The organism is Pseudomonas sp. GM55 (assembly GCF_000282395.1).
Classification (GTDB): Bacteria; Pseudomonadota; Gammaproteobacteria; order Pseudomonadales; family Pseudomonadaceae; genus Aquipseudomonas; species Aquipseudomonas fluorescens_CC.
This window is the reverse complement of sequence record NZ_AKJJ01000036.1, coordinates 38,318-62,424: the sequence shown is the minus strand read 5'-3', so window position 1 is coordinate 62,424 and position 24,107 is coordinate 38,318. Positions and strand designations below refer to the sequence as shown.

19 protein-coding genes and 4 pseudogenes are annotated in these 24,107 nt (G+C 59.3%); 12 read left to right on the top strand and 11 right to left on the bottom strand.

Going from position 1 to position 24,107, the window contains the following annotated elements; translation table 11 throughout:
• Positions 1-83: 83 nt before the first annotated feature.
• Positions 84-1,439, top strand: a complete 1,356-nt coding sequence (locus PMI31_RS07650; RefSeq protein WP_008017285.1) for a dicarboxylate/amino acid:cation symporter — start codon at positions 84-86, stop codon at positions 1,437-1,439.
• Between the two features lie 514 nt (positions 1,440-1,953).
• Here the strand turns inward: PMI31_RS07650 and PMI31_RS07645 are convergent.
• Entirely contained in the window at positions 1,954-3,180 is a 1,227-nt protein-coding gene (locus PMI31_RS07645; protein ID WP_008017284.1) for an RtcB family protein, read from the bottom strand.
• A 198-nt stretch (positions 3,181-3,378) separates the two neighbouring features.
• A pseudogene (locus PMI31_RS31270) lies at positions 3,379-3,526 on the bottom strand (diguanylate cyclase); the annotation flags it as partial.
• 491 nt (positions 3,527-4,017) lie between these two features.
• Between PMI31_RS31270 and PMI31_RS07640 the strand changes: the two are divergent.
• Together PMI31_RS07640 and puuE are read left to right on the top strand one after the other, a co-directional pair.
• Positions 4,018-4,890: a GNAT family N-acetyltransferase gene (locus PMI31_RS07640; protein ID WP_008017281.1), complete on the top strand. Its 873-nt coding sequence runs from the start codon at positions 4,018-4,020 to the stop codon at positions 4,888-4,890.
• Positions 4,890-5,783 (top strand): allantoinase PuuE, encoded by an 894-nt coding sequence (puuE, locus tag PMI31_RS07635; RefSeq protein ID WP_008017280.1) that lies wholly within the window; start codon positions 4,890-4,892, stop codon positions 5,781-5,783. Before PMI31_RS07640 ends, puuE begins: the two co-directional genes overlap by 1 nt.
• A 149-nt stretch (positions 5,784-5,932) precedes the next feature.
• On the opposite strand, the gene PMI31_RS07630 is transcribed toward puuE, so the two are convergent.
• From PMI31_RS07630 to PMI31_RS31850, 3 genes and pseudogenes are all read right to left on the bottom strand, one after another.
• Complete coding sequence (locus tag PMI31_RS07630) at positions 5,933-6,652, bottom strand: hypothetical protein (RefSeq protein WP_008017278.1); 720 nt, start codon at positions 6,650-6,652, stop codon at positions 5,933-5,935.
• A gap of 181 nt (positions 6,653-6,833) precedes the next feature.
• Positions 6,834-7,280 (bottom strand): Ohr family peroxiredoxin, encoded by a 447-nt coding sequence (locus PMI31_RS07625; RefSeq protein WP_008017277.1) that lies wholly within the window; start codon positions 7,278-7,280, stop codon positions 6,834-6,836.
• Between the two features lie 391 nt (positions 7,281-7,671).
• Positions 7,672-7,770, bottom strand: a pseudogene (locus PMI31_RS31850) (helix-turn-helix domain-containing protein); the annotation flags it as partial.
• 450 nt (positions 7,771-8,220) lie between these two features.
• On the opposite strand from PMI31_RS31850, the gene PMI31_RS07620 reads away from it, so the two are divergent.
• Positions 8,221-11,610, top strand: coding sequence for an Ig-like domain-containing protein (locus PMI31_RS07620; RefSeq protein WP_008017276.1), 3,390 nt, complete (start codon positions 8,221-8,223; stop codon positions 11,608-11,610).
• 91 nt (positions 11,611-11,701) lie between these two features.
• On the opposite strand, the gene PMI31_RS07615 is transcribed toward PMI31_RS07620, so the two are convergent.
• The 3 genes and pseudogenes from PMI31_RS07615 to PMI31_RS07605 all read right to left on the bottom strand — a co-directional run bounded on the left by PMI31_RS07615 (position 11,702) and on the right by PMI31_RS07605 (position 14,650).
• Complete coding sequence (locus PMI31_RS07615; protein ID WP_008017275.1) at positions 11,702-12,286, bottom strand: YceI family protein; 585 nt, start codon at positions 12,284-12,286, stop codon at positions 11,702-11,704.
• Between the two features lie 137 nt (positions 12,287-12,423).
• Positions 12,424-13,095, bottom strand: a complete 672-nt coding sequence (locus PMI31_RS07610) for a phosphoribosyltransferase (protein WP_008017274.1) — start codon at positions 13,093-13,095, stop codon at positions 12,424-12,426.
• 195 nt (positions 13,096-13,290) lie between these two features.
• Positions 13,291-14,650, bottom strand: a pseudogene (locus tag PMI31_RS07605) (MATE family efflux transporter).
• Between the two features lie 220 nt (positions 14,651-14,870).
• Between PMI31_RS07605 and PMI31_RS07600 the strand changes: the two are divergent.
• Positions 14,871-15,053 (top strand): annotated as a pseudogene (locus PMI31_RS07600) (hypothetical protein); the annotation flags it as partial.
• A gap of 860 nt (positions 15,054-15,913) precedes the next feature.
• Positions 15,914-16,096, top strand: coding sequence for a ribbon-helix-helix protein, CopG family (locus tag PMI31_RS07595; RefSeq protein WP_008017272.1), 183 nt, complete (start codon positions 15,914-15,916; stop codon positions 16,094-16,096).
• Positions 16,097-16,160: 64 nt separating this feature from the next.
• On the opposite strand, the gene PMI31_RS07590 is transcribed toward PMI31_RS07595, so the two are convergent.
• Positions 16,161-17,822, bottom strand: coding sequence for a SulP family inorganic anion transporter (locus PMI31_RS07590; protein WP_008017271.1), 1,662 nt, complete (start codon positions 17,820-17,822; stop codon positions 16,161-16,163).
• A 162-nt stretch (positions 17,823-17,984) separates the two neighbouring features.
• On the opposite strand from PMI31_RS07590, the gene PMI31_RS07585 reads away from it, so the two are divergent.
• The 6 genes from PMI31_RS07585 to PMI31_RS31265 all read left to right on the top strand — a co-directional run bounded on the left by PMI31_RS07585 (position 17,985) and on the right by PMI31_RS31265 (position 21,669).
• Complete coding sequence (locus PMI31_RS07585) at positions 17,985-18,215, top strand: hypothetical protein (RefSeq protein WP_008017270.1); 231 nt, start codon at positions 17,985-17,987, stop codon at positions 18,213-18,215.
• Between the two features lie 24 nt (positions 18,216-18,239).
• Positions 18,240-18,431 carry a hypothetical protein gene (locus PMI31_RS07580; RefSeq protein ID WP_008017269.1) on the top strand — a complete coding sequence of 64 codons (192 nt, stop codon included), beginning with the start codon at positions 18,240-18,242 and terminating at the stop codon, positions 18,429-18,431.
• A 339-nt stretch (positions 18,432-18,770) separates the two neighbouring features.
• Positions 18,771-19,700 (top strand): pca operon transcription factor PcaQ, encoded by a 930-nt coding sequence (gene pcaQ, locus PMI31_RS07575; protein WP_008017267.1) that lies wholly within the window; start codon positions 18,771-18,773, stop codon positions 19,698-19,700.
• Positions 19,701-19,826: 126 nt separating this feature from the next.
• Positions 19,827-20,546: a protocatechuate 3,4-dioxygenase subunit beta gene (gene pcaH, locus PMI31_RS07570; RefSeq protein WP_008017266.1), complete on the top strand. Its 720-nt coding sequence runs from the start codon at positions 19,827-19,829 to the stop codon at positions 20,544-20,546.
• A gap of 12 nt (positions 20,547-20,558) precedes the next feature.
• Complete coding sequence (gene pcaG, locus PMI31_RS07565; RefSeq protein WP_008017265.1) at positions 20,559-21,161, top strand: protocatechuate 3,4-dioxygenase subunit alpha; 603 nt, start codon at positions 20,559-20,561, stop codon at positions 21,159-21,161.
• Between the two features lie 340 nt (positions 21,162-21,501).
• Positions 21,502-21,669 carry an OprD family porin gene (locus PMI31_RS31265; RefSeq protein ID WP_238539272.1) on the top strand — a complete coding sequence of 56 codons (168 nt, stop codon included), beginning with the start codon at positions 21,502-21,504 and terminating at the stop codon, positions 21,667-21,669.
• On the opposite strand, the gene PMI31_RS07560 is transcribed toward PMI31_RS31265, so the two are convergent.
• Positions 21,650-22,762, bottom strand: a complete 1,113-nt coding sequence (locus PMI31_RS07560) for a cupin domain-containing protein (protein ID WP_008017264.1) — start codon at positions 22,760-22,762, stop codon at positions 21,650-21,652. The two genes, PMI31_RS31265 and PMI31_RS07560, sit on opposite strands and share 20 nt — an antisense overlap.
• A 91-nt stretch (positions 22,763-22,853) precedes the next feature.
• Positions 22,854-24,053, bottom strand: a complete 1,200-nt coding sequence (locus PMI31_RS07555; protein WP_008017263.1) for a 3-hydroxybenzoate 6-monooxygenase — start codon at positions 24,051-24,053, stop codon at positions 22,854-22,856.
• Between the last annotated feature and the right edge of the window lie 54 nt (positions 24,054-24,107).

Below are 24,107 nucleotides of genomic sequence, written 5' to 3'. Positions count from 1 at the left end.
ACTGCGGCACAACGCCAAGGGGCAGATCACTGGATCCGACTCCTTGGCATTTCCTGACAACAATAAAAAATCAGGGCCCTGTCATGAAAAGAATATTAGGCAAACTCTACGTACAAGTGCTCATTGCGGTCATCCTCGGCGCCATTGTCGGAGTGTTCGTTCCTGAAACCGGAGCTGCGCTCAAACCCTTGGGCGACGCCTTCATCAAACTGATCAAAATGCTCCTCGCACCGGTGATCTTCCTGACCGTAGTCACAGGGATCGCCCGCATGGAAAACATGAAGGAACTGGGCCGGGTCGGCTTTCGCGCCTTGCTGTATTTCGAAGTGGTGTCGACGCTGGCGCTGGTGGTCGGACTGGTGGTGGTCGATGTGTTCAAACCAGGCGCGGGCATGAACATCGATGTCGCCACCCTCGACACGTCCAGCCTGGCTACCTACACCTCCGCGGTGAAACATGCCTCGTTCATGGACTTCGTCATGAACATCATTCCCGATACCATTGTCGATGCCTTCGCCAAGGGCAATGTCCTGCAAATCCTGTTGTTCTCCATACTGCTGGGCATCGCCCTGGCCCACGTCGGTCCGCGCGGCAAAGCATTTGTCGACACCCTGGACAGCCTGATGCAGGGCATGTTCCGCATCGTCAACATGGTCATGCGCCTGGCCCCGATCGGCGCATTCGGCGCCATTGCATTCACCATCGGCAAATACGGTTTTGGCTCGCTGTTCTCGCTCGGCAAGCTGATGGCTTGTGTGTACCTGACCTGCGCCGTATTCGTGATCTTCGTGCTCGGGCCGATCTGTCGCTACAGCGGTTTCAGCCTGTGGAAGTTCCTCAAGTTCATCAAGGAAGAACTGTTCACCGTGCTGGGCACCAGTTCCTCGGAATCAGTGCTGCCGCAGATGATTTCCAAGATGGAAAAGGCCGGCGTATCCAAACCTGTCGCGGGGATGATCATTCCCTCCGGTTTGACCTTCAACCCGGACGGGCAGGCGATCTACTACACCATCGCCGCGATTTTCATTGCCCAGGCGACCAACACGCCGCTGACCCTGACCGATCAATTGATCGTGCTGGCGGTGCTGATGTTCACCTCCAAGGGCTCGGCGGGTGTCACCGGTTCCGGCTTCATCATTCTGGCGGCCACGCTGTCATCCCTCGGCACCATTCCGGTGGCGGGCATGGTCTTGCTGCTGGGTGTCGACCGCTTCATGTCGGAAGCTCGTGCAATCACCAATACCATTGGCAACGGTGTCGGCACCATGGCGATTGCCAAATGGGTCGGGGCGCTGGACACGGTTAAAATGCACAAGGCGCTCAATGGCGAGGTAGAAGAACAGAAGCCCGAAGTTGTACAGGTGGATGCTGTCCATACCCCTTCATCAGTGACGGGCAGTCCCTTGCTGCCCAGCCTTGAAAAGGCCGCTCGGGCGTAAGCGTGTGGCGCTGGATGTAGCGATGTTTTCCTGGCATGGACAGGATCACCATCACCCCTGTTAAAAGAAGTCCCCGGCAATGCCAAATGAATTGTCCCTGATTTCCTGGACGCTACCGAATGCCTGTTTCTGGCCGATTGCTGCCTGTGCGGAGGGGCAGCAAACGGCTGTGGATTCAACCGGTCGACGCAACAGATTGGCAAGATCGACCGCCACCGTCGTACAGGCCGACAGGTCGATTCAAGACAGGGACTGTTTAACCGTCGTAGGCCTTTTCATGGACTCGCCCTCGCTGTCGGTGGCTTCTTAGACTGCCACCGTGGCGCATTGACGCCTCGGAGCGGGCGAGTCCATCCCATTACACCAGGACCCGTTTGACCGCATCCTGGTGGCGCAGGCGATGGTTGAGGGGGTAACGCTGCTGACGGCTGATGCAATGATCGCGCAGTACCCGGGGCCTGTGCGGAAGGTGTAACGGTTGTCTGCTGCGAAGGACGCCTGAGACAGCGCTCAACTATCCCTTTACACACACCACCTGGCGCAGGGTGTGCACGACTTCCACCAGCTCGCGCTGGGCTTCCATGACGCGGTCGATGTCCTTGTAGGCCATCGGGATTTCGTCGATCACGTCAGCGTCCTTGCGACACTCGACATGCACGGTGGCACGGATCTGGTCAGCGACGGTGAACAGCTTTTTCGCCTGGGTCCGGCTCATGACGCGGCCCGCGCCGTGGCTGCAGGAGCAGAACGACTCCTCGTTGCCCAGCCCGCGGACGATGAAGCTCTTGGCGCCCATGGAGCCCGGGATGATCCCCAGTTCACCCTTTTGCGCCGACACCGCGCCCTTGCGGGTGACCAATACCTCCCTGCCGAAGTGCCACTCCTTTTGCACGTAATTGTGGTGGCAGTTCACTGCCTCCAGTTCTGCATCAAAAGGCTTGGCAATGACCTGGCGCGCCGCGCCGATGACCGCGTGCATCATCAAGGCGCGATTCTGCCGGGCGAAATCCTGGGCCCAGCCCACGGCTTCCACATAATCGGCGAAGTGCCGGCTGCCTTCCTCTAAATAGGCCAGGTCGCGGTGGGGCAGGTTGGCGATGTGCTGGCGCATGTCGGCCTGGGCCAGTTCGATGAACAGGCAGCCGATGGCGTTGCCGACCCCGCGTGAACCGCTGTGCAACATGAACCAGACACGGTTGGCTTCATCCAGGCAGACTTCGATGAAATGATTGCCGGTACCCAGGGTGCCCAGATGCTGGCGATTGTTGGTCTTTTCCAGGCGCGGGTACTTGTCGGTGATCGCCTTGAAGCGCCCGGCCAGCGCTCTCCAGGCATGCTCCGCCGAGCCGGGTACGTTGTCCCAGGCTCCCGTGTCGCGCTTGTTTCGGCCGAAGCTGCGTCCGTGGGGTACGGCTTTCTCGATGGCGCTGCGCAGGCGGCCCAGGTTATCCGGCAGGTCGGCGGCGGTCAGTGAGGTGCACGCGGCAATCATGCCGCAACCAATGTCCACGCCCACAGCGGCCGGGATGATGGCGCCGACGGTCGGGACCACGCTGCCGATGGTCGAGCCCTTGCCAAGGTGCACGTCGGGCATCACGGCAAGGTGCTTGAAGATGAAGGGCATCTTCGCGGTGGCGATCAGTTGGGCCCTGGCCTCGGGTTCGACAGGCACGCCGTGGGTCCAGAGCTTGATCGGCTTGCCGCCGGGGACTTCCAGGAGTTCGTAGGTGGGGGTTGGCATGGGGGATTCCTCCGCGGGGGCAGGAATATTTTACAGTGTTCTGGCGGGCCCTATCGCTGGCAAGCCAGCTCGCCCTGCTTGCTGGTGATAGGACACTGGTAAGCGCGGAGCCACAATTTTCAAGCTCCCCATCTTGTCTGCCGGCAGCACTATCATCAGCTGTCGAACAGGCATCCGTGTAAGGCGCATGAGCATAGCTCAGAACTGGCATATCTTCTGGCAAGTCATCGGCAATACGCAGGGAAAATTGCTGGAGCGTTGGCTCCGCTAACACAAACAACCACGCCTGGTCGTCAGCCTCACCCATGCGCCGAAGCACTCGTCCCAACACCTGTCGGTAGTGCAGACATTAACGAGATCGTCTTGCGCCCAACGTCGCAAGATTTCTGATTCGAGCAATGCCCCGCACGTGATTCATCCGTAGCAACCGTATTTTCCTGCGACGAGAGCGGTTACCCCTTGCGCCGGCGGGCCACGTGCTTACCGGCGTTTTTACGTCCCCAATTCAGTTGCCCAGTAACCTGGCGTGAGTGAGGTTAGTCCGTAGATACTCAAATGCAATGCAACTTCCCGCGCTTCCGCTCCTGGCCGGTTTCTGCCGGTTCCCACCGGCAGCTTTGGGGCGGGAGCGGAATAAACGTCTGGCCTCTCCTGCAGGTGCATGTTCCGCCCTCTCTGACAACAACCGGGCGTCACGCTCAGGACAGTACAATGGCGACAAACATGTTCTGCACGTGACATGACGATCTGGATCAATACCCGGGTTGAAGCTATACCGAAAGGGTTCAGAGTGGGAATGGACCACATGCTCGATTAGCGACTGAGGAGAACTTCGCGGTGTCGAATCAGCTGGTCATACGCAACATGACCCGTCCCGAGCTGGACGAGCTTGTCGATTGGGCTGCCCGTGAGGGTTGGAATCCCGGCTTTCACGATGCCGAGCTGTTCTGGGCTACGGACCCTGCCGCCTTCATCGCGGCGTCCCGGGGCGGCGAATTGATCGGCGGCGGTGCCATCACCTCCTACAATGGCGAATTCGGTTTCATGGGTTTTTTCATCGTCCGGCCTGAATATCGCGGTCTAGGTCTGGGCAATACCCTCTGGCACGCACGCCGCGAGCGACTCCTCGCCCGCCTGCGCCCAGGCGCGAGCATCGGCATGGACGGCGTCTTCGCGATGCAGGACTACTACGCCAAGGGTGGCTTCGTCTTCTCCCATCGCAACATGCGTTTTCGTGCCGAGATCACCAAACACCCGGCGACCTCGCAGGCAGACGACCAGGACATCGTCCCGTTGGCCACCTTCCCGTTCGATCAGGTTGTCGATTACGACCGCACCTGCTTCCCCGCCGCGCGCGCAACCTTCCTGAGCGGGTGGATAGCCCAGGCCGATGCCCTCGCCGTGGGTTGCCGGCGCGAGGACAGGCTAAGCGGCTATGGCGTCGTAAGGCGCTGCCGGGAAGGCTACAAGATCGGCCCCTTGTTCGCCGATGACGCCCTGGCAGCCAATGCCCTCTACGCGCGCCTGGCGCAATTTGCGGCGGGTGGCCCGCTGTTTCTCGATGCCCCGGAGAATAACCCCGCCGCGATGGCGCTCGTGCACCAGCAGGGCATGATCGAGGTTTTCGGCTGCGCACGCATGTACCTCGGCCCTCCTCCGCCGATCGCGCACGAACGTGTGTTCGGCGTCACGACCTTCGAGCTGGGCTGATGTCCGCTCGCGACCTCATCGGTTATGGCGGCTGCCCACCCCACCCGCGATGGCCCGGTGGGGCGCGCGTCGCGGTCCAGTTCGTCCTCAACATCGAAGAGGGCGCGGAATCATGCATCCTCAATGGCGATGCACAGTCGGAGGCCTGGCTTCACGAGCTACCGGGCCGCCCGCCGCGTGTGGGGGAACCGGACTTGAGCGTCGAGGGCATGTACGAATACGGATCGCGCGCAGGTGTGTGGCGCATTCTGCAGCTGTTCAGCGCCCGAGGCCTGCCGCTGACCGCCTTCGCCGTCGGCCGGGCACTGGAACTCACCCCGGCGATTGGCCATGCGCTCTGCGCTGCCGGGCATGAGATTGCCGGGCATGGCTACCGTTGGCTGGACTATCGCGACATGCCTGAAGACCAGGAGCGGCGCCATATCCGCCTCACCCTCGACGTGATCGAGCAGATCTGCGGTAAACGCCCCGTAGGCTGGTACACAGGAAGGGTCAGCCAGAACACCCGCCGCCTGTTGCGCGAGGAAGGTGGGTTTCTCTATAGCTCGGACGCCTACAACGATGACTTGCCCTATTGGCTCCCAGGAACGCCCGCCCATCTGGTGATCCCTTACACACTGGTCAACAACGACGCCCGCTATCTGCTGCCGAATGGTTTCGCCTGCGGTGAAGACTTCTTCCGGCTGCTCAAGGATGCTTTCGACCTGCTGTGGCAGGAGGGCGCGCAACACCCGAAGATGATGAGCGTCGGCCTGCATGGGCGGATCAGTGGCCATCCTGGTCGTGCGATGGCGCTGGCGCGCTTCCTCGATTACGTGCAAGGCCACGACGCGGTGTGGATCTGCCGACGCGAAGAGATTGCCAGGCACTGGATAGCCCAATTCCCCGCCTGAGTGGCAAGCGGTTCGGAACGGCCTGAGTCACGCTGGCGTACCCCGTTCGAAGCCAGACTGTGTTGCACTGTCCTGGCAAGGAACACCTGAACCCGCCGGTGGCGACAGGCAGAAACCGGCCAGAAACAATCGGTCGGATAGCGGTTGGCTTAGCGCAACTCGAAATCAGACAGATCAATCCAGACCAAAGTGCGGCTGCGATCCGGTTGCAAGTCAGCGCCACATGGGTGTACCCGCCTGCGACTCGGAAAGCGGATGCCCTGCATTTCAATGAAGTCATAAACATATTGAGCCGCCGCCAGGCCACCGGACACGTCCACCTGATAGTCGTGGCGTCGCAGCAGGAAATCAGGCCCGAAGTAGAAATCCTGAACAACACTGTGGGTGGCGATTGCCGGGGGAAACTTTGCGCGCAGAACCCGCCACATTTCACCGTGCTCGTACCAAGGTGCGACCTCTTGTACGGTAACCCCTGGCATGACAAGCAAGAATGGCGTCGACAGATAGGTCCACAGCGCATAGCCACTGAAATAGGCCCGGTGCAGTGGATCCCAGGGTGTGTCCGCGCCGTGCCCGTCAAACGCTGACCTGGGATTTTCGCGCTGCGCAATGGTCTCGCCCTGGCTGTTCCTGATCACGACCCGGTCCGGAACGAAAGTCATGACAACCCCCGGGGCTCCATAGGGCGTGAGGGTCACCCATTCTTGCTGTGTCTTCGTAGTAATACTGCGCGGGTTAGCATCCGTGACAATACCCTTGGTCGCCCAGAATTCACCCCCGGTAACGATTCTGGCACTGACCGTCCCGAAGGCATTCCAGCGCTCAAGGCCGCCATGGGCAGCAATCACTTGCTTCAGAAGATCATTCATAACACGCCTCCGTTAGCCGGCATGACATAGGCCGGCAGACCTCCGGCGAAAACGGCGACCCACCACCCTGCGGCTTTTGTCGCAGGCGAGAGCGTGGGCCGCTTCAGTAATCGGACTGGCGTTCGCCGTAACTGCAGGCCAGTGCGACGCAGGCTGGACTGGTCGCCCAGCCGGCAGCTCATCAAGACGTAATAATGGTTTGCTCGAGATAAACGGTTTCGTGCACTGCCCTCGAATATGGGCACAGCTGATGCGCCGAGTGCACAATGGTTTCGGCGACATTCTGTGCCAGGCCAGGCATGCGGACAGTGAACCGGGCATTGAAGAACCAGCCAGGCCCCGTCTGGCCCAGGTCGATCTGGATATCCACGGAATAGTCCGGCGGCAGCACGACCTTTTTTTGTGCGGCCACGAGCCCCAGCGCAGTGATGTAGCAGGCCGACCAGGCACCTGCAAACAACTGCTCGGCGGTCGGGTGCGGTTCGGCCGCGATTATTTCATGGCTGTCACCACCAGGCGCAGACAGTCTGATGTCGACGACGCCGTAATCGCCACGTTGGGCACTTGGGTCGCGGTTGACCGTGGTGTGGGTCGTACCCGAGTAAATGACTTTTTCGAGCTTGGTCATAACAGTTTCCTCAGTTTTGAGTTCAGATCAGAACAACCTTCTGATGGGTGCGTTGATCATCGCGCCGGCGGTAATCGCGACGTGGCTTTTCACCAACTGGCCAAGAACGCGTTTGTAGTTAAGGAGATCCATGTATCGTGCGTGTATCGCGTGAAGGCTGATTTTGTCGGAGCACGTATCTCTGCTGCGGACTGATACAGTGCAATACAAAGATCGATTTGGTCTGTCCCGAACTGGGCACGACGCTGGTGTAGCGCAGGGGGTTACTCTTCGCTTCGGCCTTGGCTTGGGGCCGGACACGTATTCGTGTAAAGGGGCGAGGAGTCAGTACGTCCGTGTGCCTGGCCTGGGGCACCTGGTTCCAGCACTTGATACGAGGTGCAGGCTTAGCTTTGAGTGTGGTCGATGGGGGCTCGCCAAAAAGCTGCTTGTAGCATGTAGAGAACACACCCATATGCCAGAAGCCCCATCTGGCAGCAATTGCGCCTACCTCGTTCCGCCATCTGACAAACACTATAGTGTCCTATGTCAGTATGACCCTCCTGTTTTGACCGGATGCGCCAGTGGCGTCTGCGGTCGACTCAAGCAAACCATCCCATCACCAATGGCCTGCAGCGGCCAATAGCGCCCTTCTCGAGCAGTTGAATCCATATCGCCTCAGGGCATGCAAATCCTGTCAAAAGCGGTCGGTGAAACAGGGCCGCTACTTTCCCCACAAATGGGGTACTTCACCCACCCAACCGGGTGTTTACCACCTGATTCGAGGACTATTTCCCCCGCCCCGCTTCTCCCGTCTGTAACGCTCAGAACAACTTGTTAATTCATCTGAACTTTTTCTTCGCACGGATGATGGCTCATTAGTTGCACTCGCCCCCCTTACGCCCGCAACAGCTGTCGTTCCGGACATGGAGGCAGCGGGGCATCAAGGGAGGGGTGAACAATGAAAAGCACGATACCACCACGCGATTCCTTCGACCGGCTGCGCAAATCAAGCTTGCCTTGCGCGATGCTGCTGTCCCTGGCCACGGCAGACGCCGCCCCGCTGGATGATTTCGGCCCGCCACCACCGACCGACCCCTCGGCGTTTACCAATCCGCCGCCCGACCCCAAGGCCGCGCTGGATGCCATACTGGCCATGCCACCCGCCAACCAGGGCGCCCTCGCCCTGCCCAATGGCGCTTTTGGCACCCGCACCACGCCAACGACTGATAACGTGCTGCCGCCAGCCCTGCAGACATTCTTCAAAATCCCCACCAATGGCAAGCCCAGCCCATTGTTCGGGGCACAGCCGTACACCCAGCAATTGCTGCTGTTCGAAGAGTTCGGCACGGAAAAACTCGACCCGACACTACCGCCACCGCCCCTGACCTTCCCGGTGCCGACCGTCGGCCCGGCTCCCGTGCAGGACCCGAACAACATCGCCCGCAGCGGTCCTTCGGCCGCGGCGCTGGAAGCCTTCATGCGCCAGCCCGGGCTGTACCCGTTTCCGTCGCAGTACTCCAACGTGCTGGACCGCAACCCGTGGAAAGCGCAGATCGAAGCCTTCCTCAACCGCCATCCGGTCGGCTCGCCGGCCGAAGGTCGTCCGCCAGGAAAAGGCTGGTCGCACCAGCGCTGGAACGAGTTCTACCCGCAGGTCGCCTTCAAGACCGCGCAAGCAGGCGCCAAGCTCAACGGCGGCATGCGCGACCGTCGCCAACTGCACAACTATGCTGTCGGTGAGTTCGGGCCTGGCGGGCTGTACTACCAGACTTCAGACATCCCGACCACGACGGGCACCACCAAAGGCATCGACACCCGCTTTCACCCCAACATGCCGATTCAGAACCACAAGGCGCTCTGGACCTTCGACGGCACCTTTCCGGCGAAACTGCTGATGGTGCGCTATGGCCAACCGGTGCTGATGCGTCACTACAACGCCCTGCCGATCGATCCGTCGGCCAACATGGGGTTTGGCCTGCACACCCTCAGCACCCACGAACACAACGGCCACTCCCCGGCCGAAAGCGACGGCTATGCCAATGCATTTTTCTTTCCGGGGCAGTACTACGACTATCGCTGGCCGATACAACTGGCCGGCTACGACACCATCAACACCAGTGCTCAGGATCCGCGCGCGGCGTTCCCCTGCGCCCCGGGCGAAACCCTGTTTGTCAACGACGCCACTCCAGGCCTCAAGACGTGCAACAACGGCAGCATCAAGATCCGTGGCGACTGGCGCGAAACCATGAGCACCCACTGGTTTCATGACCACATGCACGAATTCACCGCGCAGAACGTCTACAAGGGCAACGCGACGATGATGAACTACTACAGCGCCCTGGATCGTGGCAACGAAGCCTTCGAAGACGGCGTCAACCTGCGCCTGCCCAGCGGTTCGGCCCTGCCCTGGGGCAACCGCGACTATGACGTCAACCTGCTGGTGGCCGACAAGGCCTGGGACGCCAATGGCCAGCTGTGGTTCAACCCGTTCAACACCGATGGCTTCCTGGGCGATCAGATCCTGGTCAACTGGCAGTACCAGCCACGTCTGAATGTGCGCGCGCGCAGCTATCGTTTCCGCATTCTCAATGGCTCGGTGTCGCGCTTCTTCAGGATCGCGCTGGTGCGCGAAATCGTCGGCACCGGTGGCGAATTCCCCGGCCCGGCAGGTTCTGGCCTGTCTTATACCCGCGTGCCGTTCCATATGATCGCCAACGACGGCAACCTCATGGAACACGCCGTGCCGTTCGACGGCAGCATGGACCTGGACGGTGACGGCGATGTGCAGGACCACAACGCCATCCTGCCCACCCAGGGCATTGCCGAGCGGTTCGACATCATCGTCAACTTCGCGAAAAACGGGATCAGGACCGGCGACAAGCTGTACTTCGTCAACCTGATGGAGCACCAGAACGGCAAGGGGCCGGAGCCTGTACCGCTGAGCCTGGCCGACGTCCTGTCCGGGAAGTACAAGGCGGTGCTCAAGCTGGGCAGCAAAGGGCTGGAATGGGACAACGGCGACCCGGCGGTGGGCAAGTTCCTGCAGATGGTGGTCCAGCCTTATGCCGGCCAGGACGTGAGCATGAACCCCGCCGACTACGAACCCGCCAAACCGGGTAAACCGGTCGGCAAGGTCATGATCCCGCTGACGATCAACCGCGACGATCCGGCGATGCAGGCCAAACTGAAGCTGGCACGCCATCGTGAGTTCACTTTCGGTCGCTCCGACGGCACCGACGAACAACCCTGGACGATCAAGACCGACGGCGGTTTCGGCTTCCCCATGGATCCTCGGATCATCAGCGCCGCTCCGCAACTGGCCAACGGCCCGACCCCTGGCGGGTTCTCCGGCGACGGCACACTGGAAGTGTGGAAAATCAGAAACGGCGGCAATGGCTGGAGCCACCCGGTGCACGTGCATTTCGAAGAAGGCATTGTTCTCAACCGTGACGGCAAGGCGCCGCCGGAATGGGAAAAATGGGCGCGCAAGGACGTCTATCTCATTGGCGAAGGCATCGACAGTTCGGTGGACGTGGACATAGCCATCCGCTTCCGCGAATTCGCCGGGACCTACATGGAGCACTGCCACAACACCCAGCATGAGGACACCTCAATGCTGCTGCGCTGGGACGTCGAGCATCCGGGTCAGTTCCAGTTGATGCCAACGCCCCTGCCCGGCTGGGACGGCGTCACCTACGTCAACTCCGCCGCGCTGCCGACCTTCCGCACTGGCGATCCGCGTAACAATAACGATGGCGATAACAAAAAACCGATCGCCAACCCCGACAGCGCGATCAGCAACAACGGCCAACCGCTGACCATCAACGTCCTGGCCAACGACAGCGACCCTGACGGCAACGTGCCCCTTAAAGTGGTGGGTCTGGAACAACCGGACTCCGGCAAGGGCACGGTCAGCACCGATGGTCTGCGCGTGATCTACACACCACCGGCCACGGTTCCCGCGCCGTTCACTGCGACCTTTACCTATCAGGCCAGGGATGCCAAGGGTGCGGAGTCGGCACCGGCGACGGTGTCCGTGGCGGTCTCGGCAGCGGTCGTCGAGAACCTGATCGTCACCAGCGCTACCGTCACCGCCCGCAGCAACAGCCGCTACTACTGGGTCCTGTCCGGCACCACCTCGCGTGGCACGGGCAATACCATCACGGCGACTGTCACGACCACAACCGGTACGGTGAACCTTGGCACCGCCACCCTGACGCCTACGGCGACAGGCGCGAGCTGGCAGATAGCGGTGACGACCGTCGGCAGTGGCCCGTCGCCCAGCCCGACGGCGACCGTCAAATCAGCCTTCGGCAAAACCGTGACGGTGCCAGTAGTGGCGCACTAGAGCGGATTGATCGACGCCCGGTCCATGCAATGTGGATCGGGCGTTTTTCTTTTGTGAGTCGCAAGGTGGTACCGAGCAAAGCACCTGGCAGTCACCGCTGCGGCGCCACCATCCGAAAACGGATATTGATCTCGTTGGACACCACACTGTCCGCCCACTCGCCCTCGCCCATCTTGAAGTCGTCACGCTTGAGCACCAGTTCGCCATCGAAGATGCCAATGGAGCTCTCCGATTTCAGCAGCACCGGCACACTCACCTCCCGCGTGAGCCCGCGCAGGGACAGTTTGCCGGTGATGGTGTAGCGGTTATTGCCGAGGGCCTTGATGGACGTCGACTTGAACGTCGCCACCGGATAAGTCGCCGTGTCGAACCACGCCGGTTTTTGCAGCTCGGTGTTGGCGTCGCTGCTGCCGGCGTCGATGCTTTTGAGGTCGATGGTCAGACCGGCATGGGCGGCGCCAGGGTTTTCGGTGTCGAAGTCGAGATCGGCCTTGAACTTGCCGAAGGTGCCATAGGTTCTCGACCCCATCTGCTCATAGGTGAAACTCAAGGTGCTGGCCCTGGCGTTCACTTCCTTGTATTCCACGGCTTCAGCGAACGGCGCCAGGCTGAACTGCACCGGGCCGAACACAAACGTGCCGGCCAGAGCGACGCAACGCGCGGATCGAAGGTTCATGGCACTCTCCGGGAGGGCTCCCGTCTTGAGTTGGCGTGCAGCACACGAAGGCTGGCACCAGATGGACTAAAGCAAACAACTGGCGTTTATTCCACCTCACGCGTTGATTTGCGACCACCTGTCGATGGCCACCAGCGCTACCCGCACTCCCCGCGTTGCCACGCCCGCTGCAACAGCTCGATCACCTCGGCATCCGAGGTCTGGGCAAAATCCATGTACCAATGCCCAATCGAAGTGAACCACTCGGGCATCAGCGGGCAAACCAGTTCATCCACCTCGCTGCGCAGTACCTCCACCGTATCGATCGGTGCCACCGGCACCGCCACCACGATGCGCGATGGCGCCTGCACCCGCAGCGCCTGGATCGCCGCCCTCATCGAAGCGCCGGTGGCCAGGCCGTCGTCGATCAGGATCACCACCTGATCCTTGAGTTGCACCGGCGGCCGCGTGCCGCGGTAGACCTTCTCGCGGCGCAGCAACTCGCGGGTTTCCCGTTCGACCACGGCGTCGAACGCGGCGCGATCAATCGGGTGCGCCCGCAGCGCCTCTTCATTGAGAATCCGGATACCGCCGCTGGCAATCGCGCCCATGGCGTACTCCGGGTGGGATGGCACGCCAAGCTTGCGCACCAGCATCAGGTCCAGGCGAACCTTCAGCGCCGTGGCCACTTCATAGGCCACCGGCACACCGCCACGGGGCAAGGCCAGAACGATGACATCGGCTCGGTGGGCATAAGGCAGCAGCGGCTCAATCAAACGCCGCCCGGCCGCTGGCCGGTCTTGCAGGATGGAATGGGACAAGGGGCTCATGTGAAAACCTCCCCAGGCGATGGCGCCTGTCGGTGAATCCTGCTCCCACTGATGAAGTGCCTGATTTTCAGTGTGCACAAGATTACAAACACCACAGTCCCTGTGGGAGCGGGCTTGCCCGCGAAGACGTCAGTACAATCAACCTCTACATCAACTGAACCACCACTATCGCGAACAGGCAATCAAAAAAACCACCTACACCAACCGCTCAATCTTCTGATGCTGCCACACCCGTTTGTAATACAGCGTCTGCAACACCAGCATCCCCAGATACGCCACAGGAAACGCCATCCACACCCCTTGCAGCCCGAACTTCGCATCCAGCAGATACGCCGCCGGCAACTGCAAACCCACCACGCACACAATGGAAATCGCCACCGGCACCATCACCGTGCCGCTGGCACGCATGATGCCGCCGATGATCGCCTGGAAGCCGAACACCAACAGACTCCAGAGCATGATGTGCAACAGGTGCTGAGCCATGGTCCGCGTCGCCTCCTCAGTGAGGAACGACGCCAGCAGCCAATGCGACAGCAAGTACCCGAGCACCACCAAGCCACCGGTCAGGCACATATTGATCATCAACCCTGTACGCAAAATCGGCCCCATGCGCTCGATGCGCCCGGCCCCGATCGCCTGCGCCCCGAGGATCGACGCGGTAATCGCAATCGACAGCGCCGGGAACTGCACGTAATTGACGATCTGCGTCACCGCGCCATACGCCGCCGTCGCCTGGGAACCGTGCTGGTTCACCAGCGCCAGAATCACCAGTTCCGACAGCGACAACACCACCATCTGCAAACCAGTGGGCAAACCGATGCGCAGCACCTTGCCGAGAATCGCCATGTCCAGCTTCATCGCCGCAAAGAACTCACGGTCCGGCGCCAGCGGATGGCCCTTGCCAATCAACCGCCACGCCAGCAACCCCATCGCCACCAGGTTACCCACCAACCCGGCAAACGCCGCACTCTGAATCCCCATCGGCGCAAAACCCAACCACCCGCGAATCAACGCCGGCGTCAGCGCCAGCCCGACAATGGTTGACACCACCAGCGCCAACAACGGCGACAAGGTATCGCTCACCCCACGCAATAATTGCGTGAACAACACAAACACCAACAGCGACGGCATGATCCACAACATCACATGGGCATACGCCACCGCATCGTCCAGCACATCCGCCGGCGTCCCCAACCCCACCAACGCCGACCGCGCAAACACACTGCCCACCACCGCCGCCGCCAACCCGATCACCCCCCCCCAACAACAACGTCGCCCCGGCAATCGCCTTCACCAGATGTATCTCCCGCGCCCCCCACGCCTGCCCGATCAACACCCCCGCGCCCGCACCGAGACCGATGACCAGGGCGATGAAGAAAAACACGATGGGGAACATCCCCGACACCGCCGCCAGCGCCTGGGTGCCGAGCATCTGGCCGATGTAGATGCTGTTGACCGTGCCGGACATGGATTGCAGGAAGTTCGACAGGACCATCGGGGCGAGAAACAGCAGGTAGGTTTTCCAGAGGGGGCGTTGGGGGTTTGCGGTTTGCATGAGCGAAGGTCCATCTCGACGGCAGAAGCGGTGATTAAGGATAGCGTCGTTGGCTGCAAACAAGGGGCGGTGAACATCTCAGGTCTGTGTTTATATTTCCAGCGACGTGAGGTGAAAGGTCTGAAGTTTCATCATCAAAGGTCCTGCACAAAGCTCGGAATGCCTGACCTTCCCTCGCTGATCTCGTGCGGCTTATAGTCGGCGCCGTCGCCCATTATGGCTGGCGGATTACCGAATTCGTGCGGTTACGCAGGTGCTGGAGAACATTGCCTACCGGGCCGAGATTGGTTGCGACACGGTGGTGTTGGCCGACTTTTCCAGGCTGCTGGCCATTCCGTTGCGCGATGGTTGTGATTTGATGGATGTGATGGGTCGGCGGTTGCGGGCACAGGCTGCGGAATGAATGAATGAACGGACGCTGAAGGCGCCCGTTTTTTTGTCCTGCGAGAAAAGCGGCTTTGTTCTCTGTCTCGTCCTGAGTAAGGTTTACACCTGTTTCAGGACTGGACAGTTGCAAAAATTTCGTCTGCTTTCGGCTGTGGATTCAACCGGTGGACGCAACAGATTGGCTAAATCGTTCAGCGAGCGTTTCGAAGTTTTTTGTTTTCCGAGGACGGCTGTTTAGCTGCCTCGCTACTTCCTTGAGCATCCACATGCTCGCCGCCTACCAGCACTAACCAGCGTCCGGTTTCATTGGACCACTACAGATTGGCGGTCAGCATGTGCACCTATTGTGGATTCATCTTCGCGGTAAACCTCAACGAGGGATCGCCAGGACCACCGCGAACGGCAGGAGCAATTTCATGATGCTTGTGAGACCTCGGGCTATCGCCCCGGCACTCAGTTACTGCGGGAAATCATAAAGCGTTACGGGCACGACCTGGCCTCACCTAACCAGACCGTCGACGAGCGGATCAAAGGTGTCCTTCAATTGCTGCAGGGCTGGTTTGATCGCTCGTTGGCAAGCGCTACTCATGGCGACTACTGGCGTAAACATCCAACATTCGAAACCTGTGCAGCCATGATTTTAGATCTCTTGGGAGACATCCGACGCCGCATTTGGCTCGCTGCTCAAGATAGCTCATGTTGCAATGAAACCGAGCCGAGTACCCATAGGCCTGGTCGGGTACTGTGACTTCGCTGAATCGGATAATATTGATCGCCGTCAACCCCGCGAGCCCTGACGCACCTGGACGGTGACAAACAAAACCCTCGGCATTACAATTTGATTATCATTGATCAAATCAGGGTCCCGGCAACTCCATGGAAAACAAGACTGCACGACTGACTGTGCTCATTGATCCCGTCAAGAAAAAAGCCCTTGAGGAGCTCTGTGCAGCTCAGGATCTGACGCCTTCACAGGTCGTCCGGCAGCTTATTCGAGACTACCTGGAGACGCATGGCGTGTCCTACTCGACCAAAAACAATAAAGTGACGACTAAATAATGCGTTCGCGAATGGGCTGGCGTGAAAAGGGGTCAGCTCATCGCTCTACCTGCAGCATTCCAGTTCAGCTATCGCCTGGCGACTTCTCACTCGCGACATAACTGTTCAGTGCTCCCTTGAAGTCAGCATGATAATGCTCTGAACCGAGCGCCTGAAGTATCCCTGCCCTGTCCAGCTTGCCAAGAACTTTCTCGTTGGCTTCGCACAGTTTTACGACGATGCTGCGCTTACGTAAGTGCTCAATGACTTCGAGTAGTGTTTGTAAGCCCGTTATATCCATGAACGGCACTCGCTTTAGACGAAGAATCAATGTCCCCGGATCCGTGTGCGTTTGAGCCAGAACACGTTCAAAGGTTTCTGCTGCGCCAAAGAAGAGCGGCCCTTCAATGGTATACACCAAAACGCCAGGCGGAAGATGAGCATGCCCATTGAACCGTAACTCAACTTCCAGCTCTTTTTCGACCATTTGCTGCACCTCCACTGAAGACGCCATCCGACGCATGAATTGCAGCATGGCGAGAATGACACCGATGTTCACGGCGATCGTTAAATCACTCAAAACGGTCAGACTGAAGGTTATGAGAAGTATCGCGACGTCGGCTTTTGGGGCACGCTCGACCATGCGTTTGAAGTGCTTCATCTCACTCATGTTGTAAGCAACGACAAACAGGATCGCAGCCAGAGTGCACAGCGGAATATCCGAGGCCAGAGGCGCCAGCAAAGAAATCAGTAAAATCAATGTGAACGCATGGACAACCCCGGCAATCGGGCCGGTTCCGCCATTGCGGATGTTGGTGGCCGTTCGAGCGATCGCGCCGGTCGCAGCAAAACCGCCGAACAAAGGAGTGACCAGGTTGGCGACGCCTTGGCCGATCAGCTCCTGATTGGAGTCGTGCCTGGTGCCCGCCATCCCGTCAGCGACAACAGCAGACAGTAATGACTCGATAGCCCCCAACATTGCAATCGCGAACGCCGGGCCGATCAACTCGATCACCTGCGGTATGGTTATTTCAGGCAGACCAATTGTTGGCAGCCCTTGAGGAATCCCCCCAAACGCACTGCCAATCGTCGCAACGCCGGTAAACTGAAAACAAGACTGAATGACCGTCACAATGACCATGGCGATCAGGGGCCCCGGCACACGCTTTATGCCAGGAACTCTGGGAGCCATGATGACCAGCAGCAAACTCAAAAGCGCCAACAGTGTTGTGGGCACATGTAGGTGGGGAAGCGCCTGGAACAGGTGCCAGAGCCGCTGATGAAAATGCTCACCGCTGATTTTCGGCAAACCGAAAAAATCTTTCCATTGCCCCACCCAAATGATCACACCGATGCCGGCGGTGAACCCGACAATCACAGGGTCGGGGATGAACTTGATGATGGCCCCAAGCTTGGTGATACCGAGCAGCAACAGGATCACCCCGGCCATCATCGTTGCTATCTGCAAACCGTCAACACCGTACTTGGCGGTCACGCCAGCCAGAATGACGATGAATGCCCCTGTCGGGCCAGCAATCTGAAGACGGCTCCCTCCGAAGAGAGAAACCAAGAGGCCACCGATAATGGCCGTGTAAATCCCTTGCTCAGGCTTGACACCTGAGGCGATGGCAAACGCCATGGCCAAGGGCAACGCCACGACGCCGACGATTACTCCAGAGACGATATTTCGAAGCCAGTGCTCTGGCCTTAACAGGCCTGCTTTCCACGCTTCTCGTATCGCAATCATGACTGGCCTCTCTCGGTTGGCATGTGCATAATATTCACATCCAGTGATAACAGTAAAGCAATCGAACCACCCTTGGCGCAGTCCCTGTGTTCACTGAAAATCCAGCACGGCAAGCCCCCAATCACACTTGTGGACAGAATGCGTCCACACTCGGAGACCCGCATGAAACGCGAAGAGGTCAAAACCAAACACGGTGAAGGCATGCGCTTCGACACGCATGTGATCGCCAACCCGGCCAACACGAATGAGTGGATCATCCTGTTCAAAAAAGAGGCAGGAAGAAGTTATTTCCTGGTCAATGACAACGAAGAAATCGAGTCATTTAGGCACCTGGATGACGTGATTCATGAGCTTCGGGACATTGGCATCAAATCTGCCGAAGTTCACTTCTAATTACCCTGCGTCCGGAGTTTGATCATGTCAGTCAAGGTTGAGCGGTTGTCTAACCAGCGCGAAGAGCTTTGGTCGGTTTGCTTCGGTGGCCGTAACATTCAGTTTCGCGATGAGCAGAGTGCCTGGGACTATGCGGCCACACTCAAAGAAAGAATCGAAGCGCCACATGCCTTGCCTGAAGAAGTAGTCGCTGAATCAGCAATCGAACCCGACTAGTCAATCGAAGTCACCGAAGTCACCTTTTCCTTACTTACCTCCACGCCCCATCGTCAGTATATTGAACCACTGCACACGCAATCTCTTCGCGGTCAGCCAACGTCAGTACCAATCTGGACCTGCGGCGTACAACAGGACTGATCCCCCTGATATCAGCTTTGCCTATTCGCGATTTGAACCGCTTTGCGAATCCGCCATGCAGGTGCTTTATCGCCAGGCGGTCAAACCAGGACGAGTGATCCCGGGCGCGAACTGCCGAACGTCGACCGATAACCACCGCATTCCCAACATCGGTCACCAGGAACACTGAATGCCACACCACGAAGGCGGCGCACCCGATTGAACATCGATACCCGAATTAAATTCCGTCATCTTGTTTGCTTTCTCGAGGTCGCGCGCCAGGGTAGCCTGGCACGTGCTTGCGACAAGTTGGCCATCAGCCAGCCAGCGCTATCCAAAACGCTGAAGGAACTGGAAACCCTGCTGGCTGCCACGTTGTTTGAGCGGGGAAAAAAGGGCTCGACGCTGACCGAGGCCGGAATGGCCTTTTTGCGATATGCGGGACCGAGCGTGCAATCGCTGCGTGAAGGGGTCAACAGCCTGCGCTCCGGTGTACATGAGCCGATTACCGTACGACTAGGCGTGCTATCCACCGTCGAAAGCCTGTTGGTTCCTGAAGTTGTCTGCCGTTTACACGACCGACAACCCGCGTTGGCGGTCAGTGTCGTGACCGGGCCAAGCGCCTACCTGTTGTCCCAATTGCGTGTCGGTGAGCTGGATCTGGTGATTGGCAGAATGACCGATAGCCCATCGATTCTCGGGTTGACGTTCGAGCACCTTTACAGCGAGTCCATGACGCTGGTGGTACGTTGCGGCCATCCGTTGCTGACTGATCCACCAGGGCATAAAAACCTCGAAGACTATCCAGTGGTATTGCCATTGGCGGGAACGACGATCCGGAAATTCGCCGACGGCCTGTTTGTGCAGCACGGAATTACTCCGTCACGCCAACGTCTGGAAACCCTGTCAGTAGCCCTGAGCCGGCGCTACGTGCAATGCAGTCAGGCAATCTGGGTCGCGCCGCTCGACGCTGTCCGCCAGGACTTGCGGCAAGGCGAGTTGGTGGAATTGGACCTGGGGATGCGTGAACCAGGCGGTTCTGTAGGGTTATGTACAAACCCTGCGATGCCTGTGACACCCGCAGCGCAGTGGTGCGCGGAGGTTCTGCGTGAGGTCGGGCAAGAATATCGTGAGGGAAAATACCCATAACCTTTTGGATATGGATAAAGTCGGTTTTTTCAATTTTGGGTAGGGGCGTAACGAGGGAGACTGAGCCACAGGTAGCCGCCAATGCAGCGCTTGCCTCTGACTAACCATAACAACAGGAAGACCGACATGTCTGATGCGCATGACAGCCGCTTCGTCATTCGTGACCGTAACTGGCACCCCAAAGCCCTGACACCTGACTACAAGACTTCGATCCTGCGATCCCCCCGCCAGGCACTGGTGAGCATCCCCCAATCTTTATCCGAAACCAGCGGTCCGGATTTTTCCCACCTGAAGATGGGCCGGCACGATAACGATCTGCTGCTGAACTTCAATCATGGCGGCTTGCCCGTTGGCGAACGCATCATTGTCGCGGGTCGGGTTTGCGATCAGTACGGCAAGCCGGTTCCCCATACCCTGGTGGAGATGTGGCAAGCCAATGCCGGTGGCCGTTACCGGCATAAAAAAGACAGTTATCTGGCTCCCCTTGATCCGAATTTCGGCGGCGTCGGCCGTGCATTGACCGACCGCGATGGCAACTACAGCTTCCGCACGATCAAGCCCGGCCCCTATCCATGGCGCAACGGCCCCAACGACTGGCGGCCGGCCCATATCCATGTCTCCATCAGTGGCCCGTCAATTTCCACGCGTCTTATTACCCAGCTGTATTTCGAAGGTGATCCGCTCATCCCCATGTGCCCGATCGTCAAGTCGATCGCCAATCCGGATGCGGTGCAGAGCCTGATCGCCAGGCTTGATATGAGCATGGCCAATCCTATGGATTGCCTGGCTTATCGCTTTGATATCGTCCTGCGCGGCCAGCGCAAGACTCACTTCGAAAACTGCTGAGGAGGCCTGCACATGCCCGTTCAACTGCTGCCTGAAACCCCGTCGCAAACAGCCGGCCCCTATGTGCATATCGGACTGGCACTGGAGGCGGCCGGCAACCCGCCGCGCGAGCAGGAAATCTGGAACGTCATGGCTAAACCAGGCGCGCCCGGTGAGCACATTTTATTGATGGGCCACGTTTACGATGGCAATGGGCATTTGATTCGTGACGCATTTCTGGAGTTCTGGCAGGCGAACCACGACGGCCTTTACGACACCGCTTACGATCAGGAAAAACCATTTAACGGCTTTGGCCGTACGGCCACCACAGATGTCGGTGAATGGATGATCGAAACCGTGAAACCTGGCCCGGTGAAGAATGCCTCGGGTGTCCCGATGGCAGCGCATATCAATGTGTCGCTGTTCGCTCGGGGCATCAACATTCACTTGCAGACGCGACTGTATTTCGACGATGAGTCGGAGGCGAATGCAGTGGATCCCGTATTGAATCTGATCGAACAGCCACATCGGCGTGAGTCCCTGATTGCCAGGCGCTGCGCGTTTGACGGGAAGTTGGCCTACTGCTTCGATATCCACCTTCAAGGCGAATCGGAAACAGTGTTCTTCGACTTCTAACGACGCAAGCACCGTATTGAGATACCAACGCTCAACCTCTACAAAACCCGTGATGACAGCCTCCCCTCTGCAGGGAGGCAGCCTCGGCACATGAATGTCCTCTTCTCTCGACAACAGCCGAAGGCATGTCACGAGCGTCCACCTGTTGCTTATTCTCGTTGCAACACTGCCTCACACGCCTGCGGTGGCAGCCACAGGTTGTCCAGCAAGGCGAATCCCGCAGTGACCCGCTACATGCGCGGCGATGACCTCAATATTCGTGGGGGTGGCGCCCAAAGAGCGGTAACGCAATACCGACATCGACTATGTCATTCAGAGCGGTCCTTTGCCGAACCTGAGCGTGCGTTGGCGCAACGTGACTGATCGCGGCAGCGAAACGACGGACGTCGACGAAAATCGTCTGATCGTCACCCACACCTTCAAGTCCTGGCAGGTCGCCGGGCAATCAAGGGCGCCGGCACATGGGCTGGCAGCCCCTGAAAGTCCGATCAGACCAACTGGCCATTGACCATGGTGCGGTCGAAATTCAGCCGCTCCATGATCGGCGCGTCCGAGAAACAGAACAGGTCGAATTGGCTTTCGGCCTGCAGCGACCAACTGATCCAGGAGGGAACGACAAAGAGGTCGCCTTTTTCCAGGTGTCGCGTGACGCCGTCGAGCATCACCTGCCCTCTGCCCTCGAACACCTGGAAGACCCGCGAACCCACTTCCCGACGCTCGGCCGACACTGCGCCAGCACGCAAACGATGAAACTCGGCACGAATGGTAGACATGATGTCGCCACCTGTGGTCGGGTTGATGAAGCGGACCGCGGCATGGCCTTTCTCCAGGACACCGGGGAAGCCTTCCTCTTCGAGGCGCAATTGCTCGTCGAGGGCACGATCGGTGTGCTCCCAACGGTAGGCGCCGATGGGTGAACTGACCGTGTTTGCAAGACCTGATAGCGGGCGAAGACCCGGATGGCACCACAGACGTTCGCCACGGGAATATTGCGGCGTGGTGATATCGGTCAGATTTTCCGAGCCGAACTCAAAGAAGCCGACATCGTTCTGGTAGGAGAACGGGATATCAAGACCGTCGATCCAGGCCATTGGTTTGTCGGTTACGTTCTGGTGGCCGTGAAAGTTCCAACCCGGGGTCAACAACAGATCCCCCCGGCTCATGCGCACCGGGTCACCATTGACCACGGTCCAGACTCCCTCCCCTTCGATCACGAAGCGGAAGGCATTCTGCGCATGGCGATGTTCCGGCGCTGTTTCACGTGGGCCCAGGTACTGGATGGCACACCATAAGGTCGGGCTGATGTAGGGCCGTCCCTCAAGACCAGGGTTACCGAGGCCGATGGCCCGGCGCTCGCCGCCACGACCGACCGGTACCAGGTCGCCGGAGCGCTTGGCCAAAGGATATAGATCGGACCATTTCCACACGTGTGGCACGGCTCGCGGCATGGGGTGCCTGGGCATCAGGTTACCGATCTGGGTCCACAGCGGCATCATGTGCCCGGCTTCGAAATCGGCATAGAGTTGACGCAGCTCGGGGCTATCGTCCGGCGCCATGGCGTTGTGAACGGGGGCCTGTTGGAATCCATCATGATTGGACATGGCTACGAATCCTCTTTCAATTAGGTGGCGATGTGCGGGCCCGGGTCAATTCCGAAGGCCCGCGCTGGCGTCAAGGGAAGCAATGACCGAGTCAGTGCTTCATGCAGTTGTCGAGGCTCCAGCCGTACAGCCATTGCAAGGCGTCGTAGAACTGCTCTTGGGTGCGACCATCCCACAGTTGATTGCGCACTTGACGCTCGACGCCTTTGGCGTGGTAAAGACGCCCCATCTCCCTGGCCGACCAGAGGATGCGAGCCGTTCGAGGGATGCGGATGGTTTCGTACAAGAGGAAGGCTGCCTGCAGGTCAAAGCCACACTGCTTGATCGCCTGCCCCAGGACCACGGCATCTTCCAGCGCGCTGCAGGCTCCCTGAGCCAGGTACTGGGTCATCGGATGCGCCGCATCGCCAAGGATGGTGATGCGCCCCTTGCCCCATTTTTCCACCGGATCACGGTCTGCAGTGGCCCACCGACGCCACGAAGTCGGACGATCGAGCATCTGCCTTGGACGCGGGTGGATACCCTCGAAATATTGCAGCACTTCCTCCTTGCTGCCCTCAGTGACGCCCCACTCTTCCTGGTCCTTGCTGTGGAAGGTCACCACCAGGTTGTATTGCTTGCCACCGCGCAACGGGTAGTGCACGAGGTGACAACGCGGGCCCGCCCACAGCATTGGCGCGTTGACGCGCAAGTCCTCGGGCATGTCTTTCTCATCCACTACAGCGCGATACACCACATGCCCGGTCACACGCGGCGGTTCGCCATGCAGGGCGTCGCGAACCACCGAACGCACTCCGTCGCAGCCAATCACCGCATCAGCCCGGTAATGGTTGCCATTCTGGTCGCTCAAGGTGACACCTTCGTCATCCTGCTCGATTCGTTCGATACGCACGGATGTCTTGAACTGAATCAGTGGATTGTTCTGCACCGCCTCAAGAATCGACAAGTGAATGTCGGCACGGTGGATCACCCCATAAGGATTGCCGAAGCGGTCGCGAAACGGCTGTCCGACATCGATGCGCGCCACTTCGTGGGCATCAATGGCATCCATCATGATCAGGTGATCGGTGAACACCGAGCGGCTGCGGGCAGCCTCTCCGGCGCCCAGCGCATCGAGCGCAGCATAGGCATTGGGTCCAAGCTGGATGCCGGCGCCAATCTCACCGATATGGTCCGCCTGCTCCAGCAACAACACCGCGATACCTTGTTGGGTCAGCGCCTGAGCGGCCGCGAGGCCACCGATGCCGCCGCCGACGACGATAATCGACTGTTTTTGGTTTTGTGCAGTCATGATTCGAATCTCCAGTCTGTTGCCGTGCGGGCTTCTTCAAGGGGCAGCGAAGCC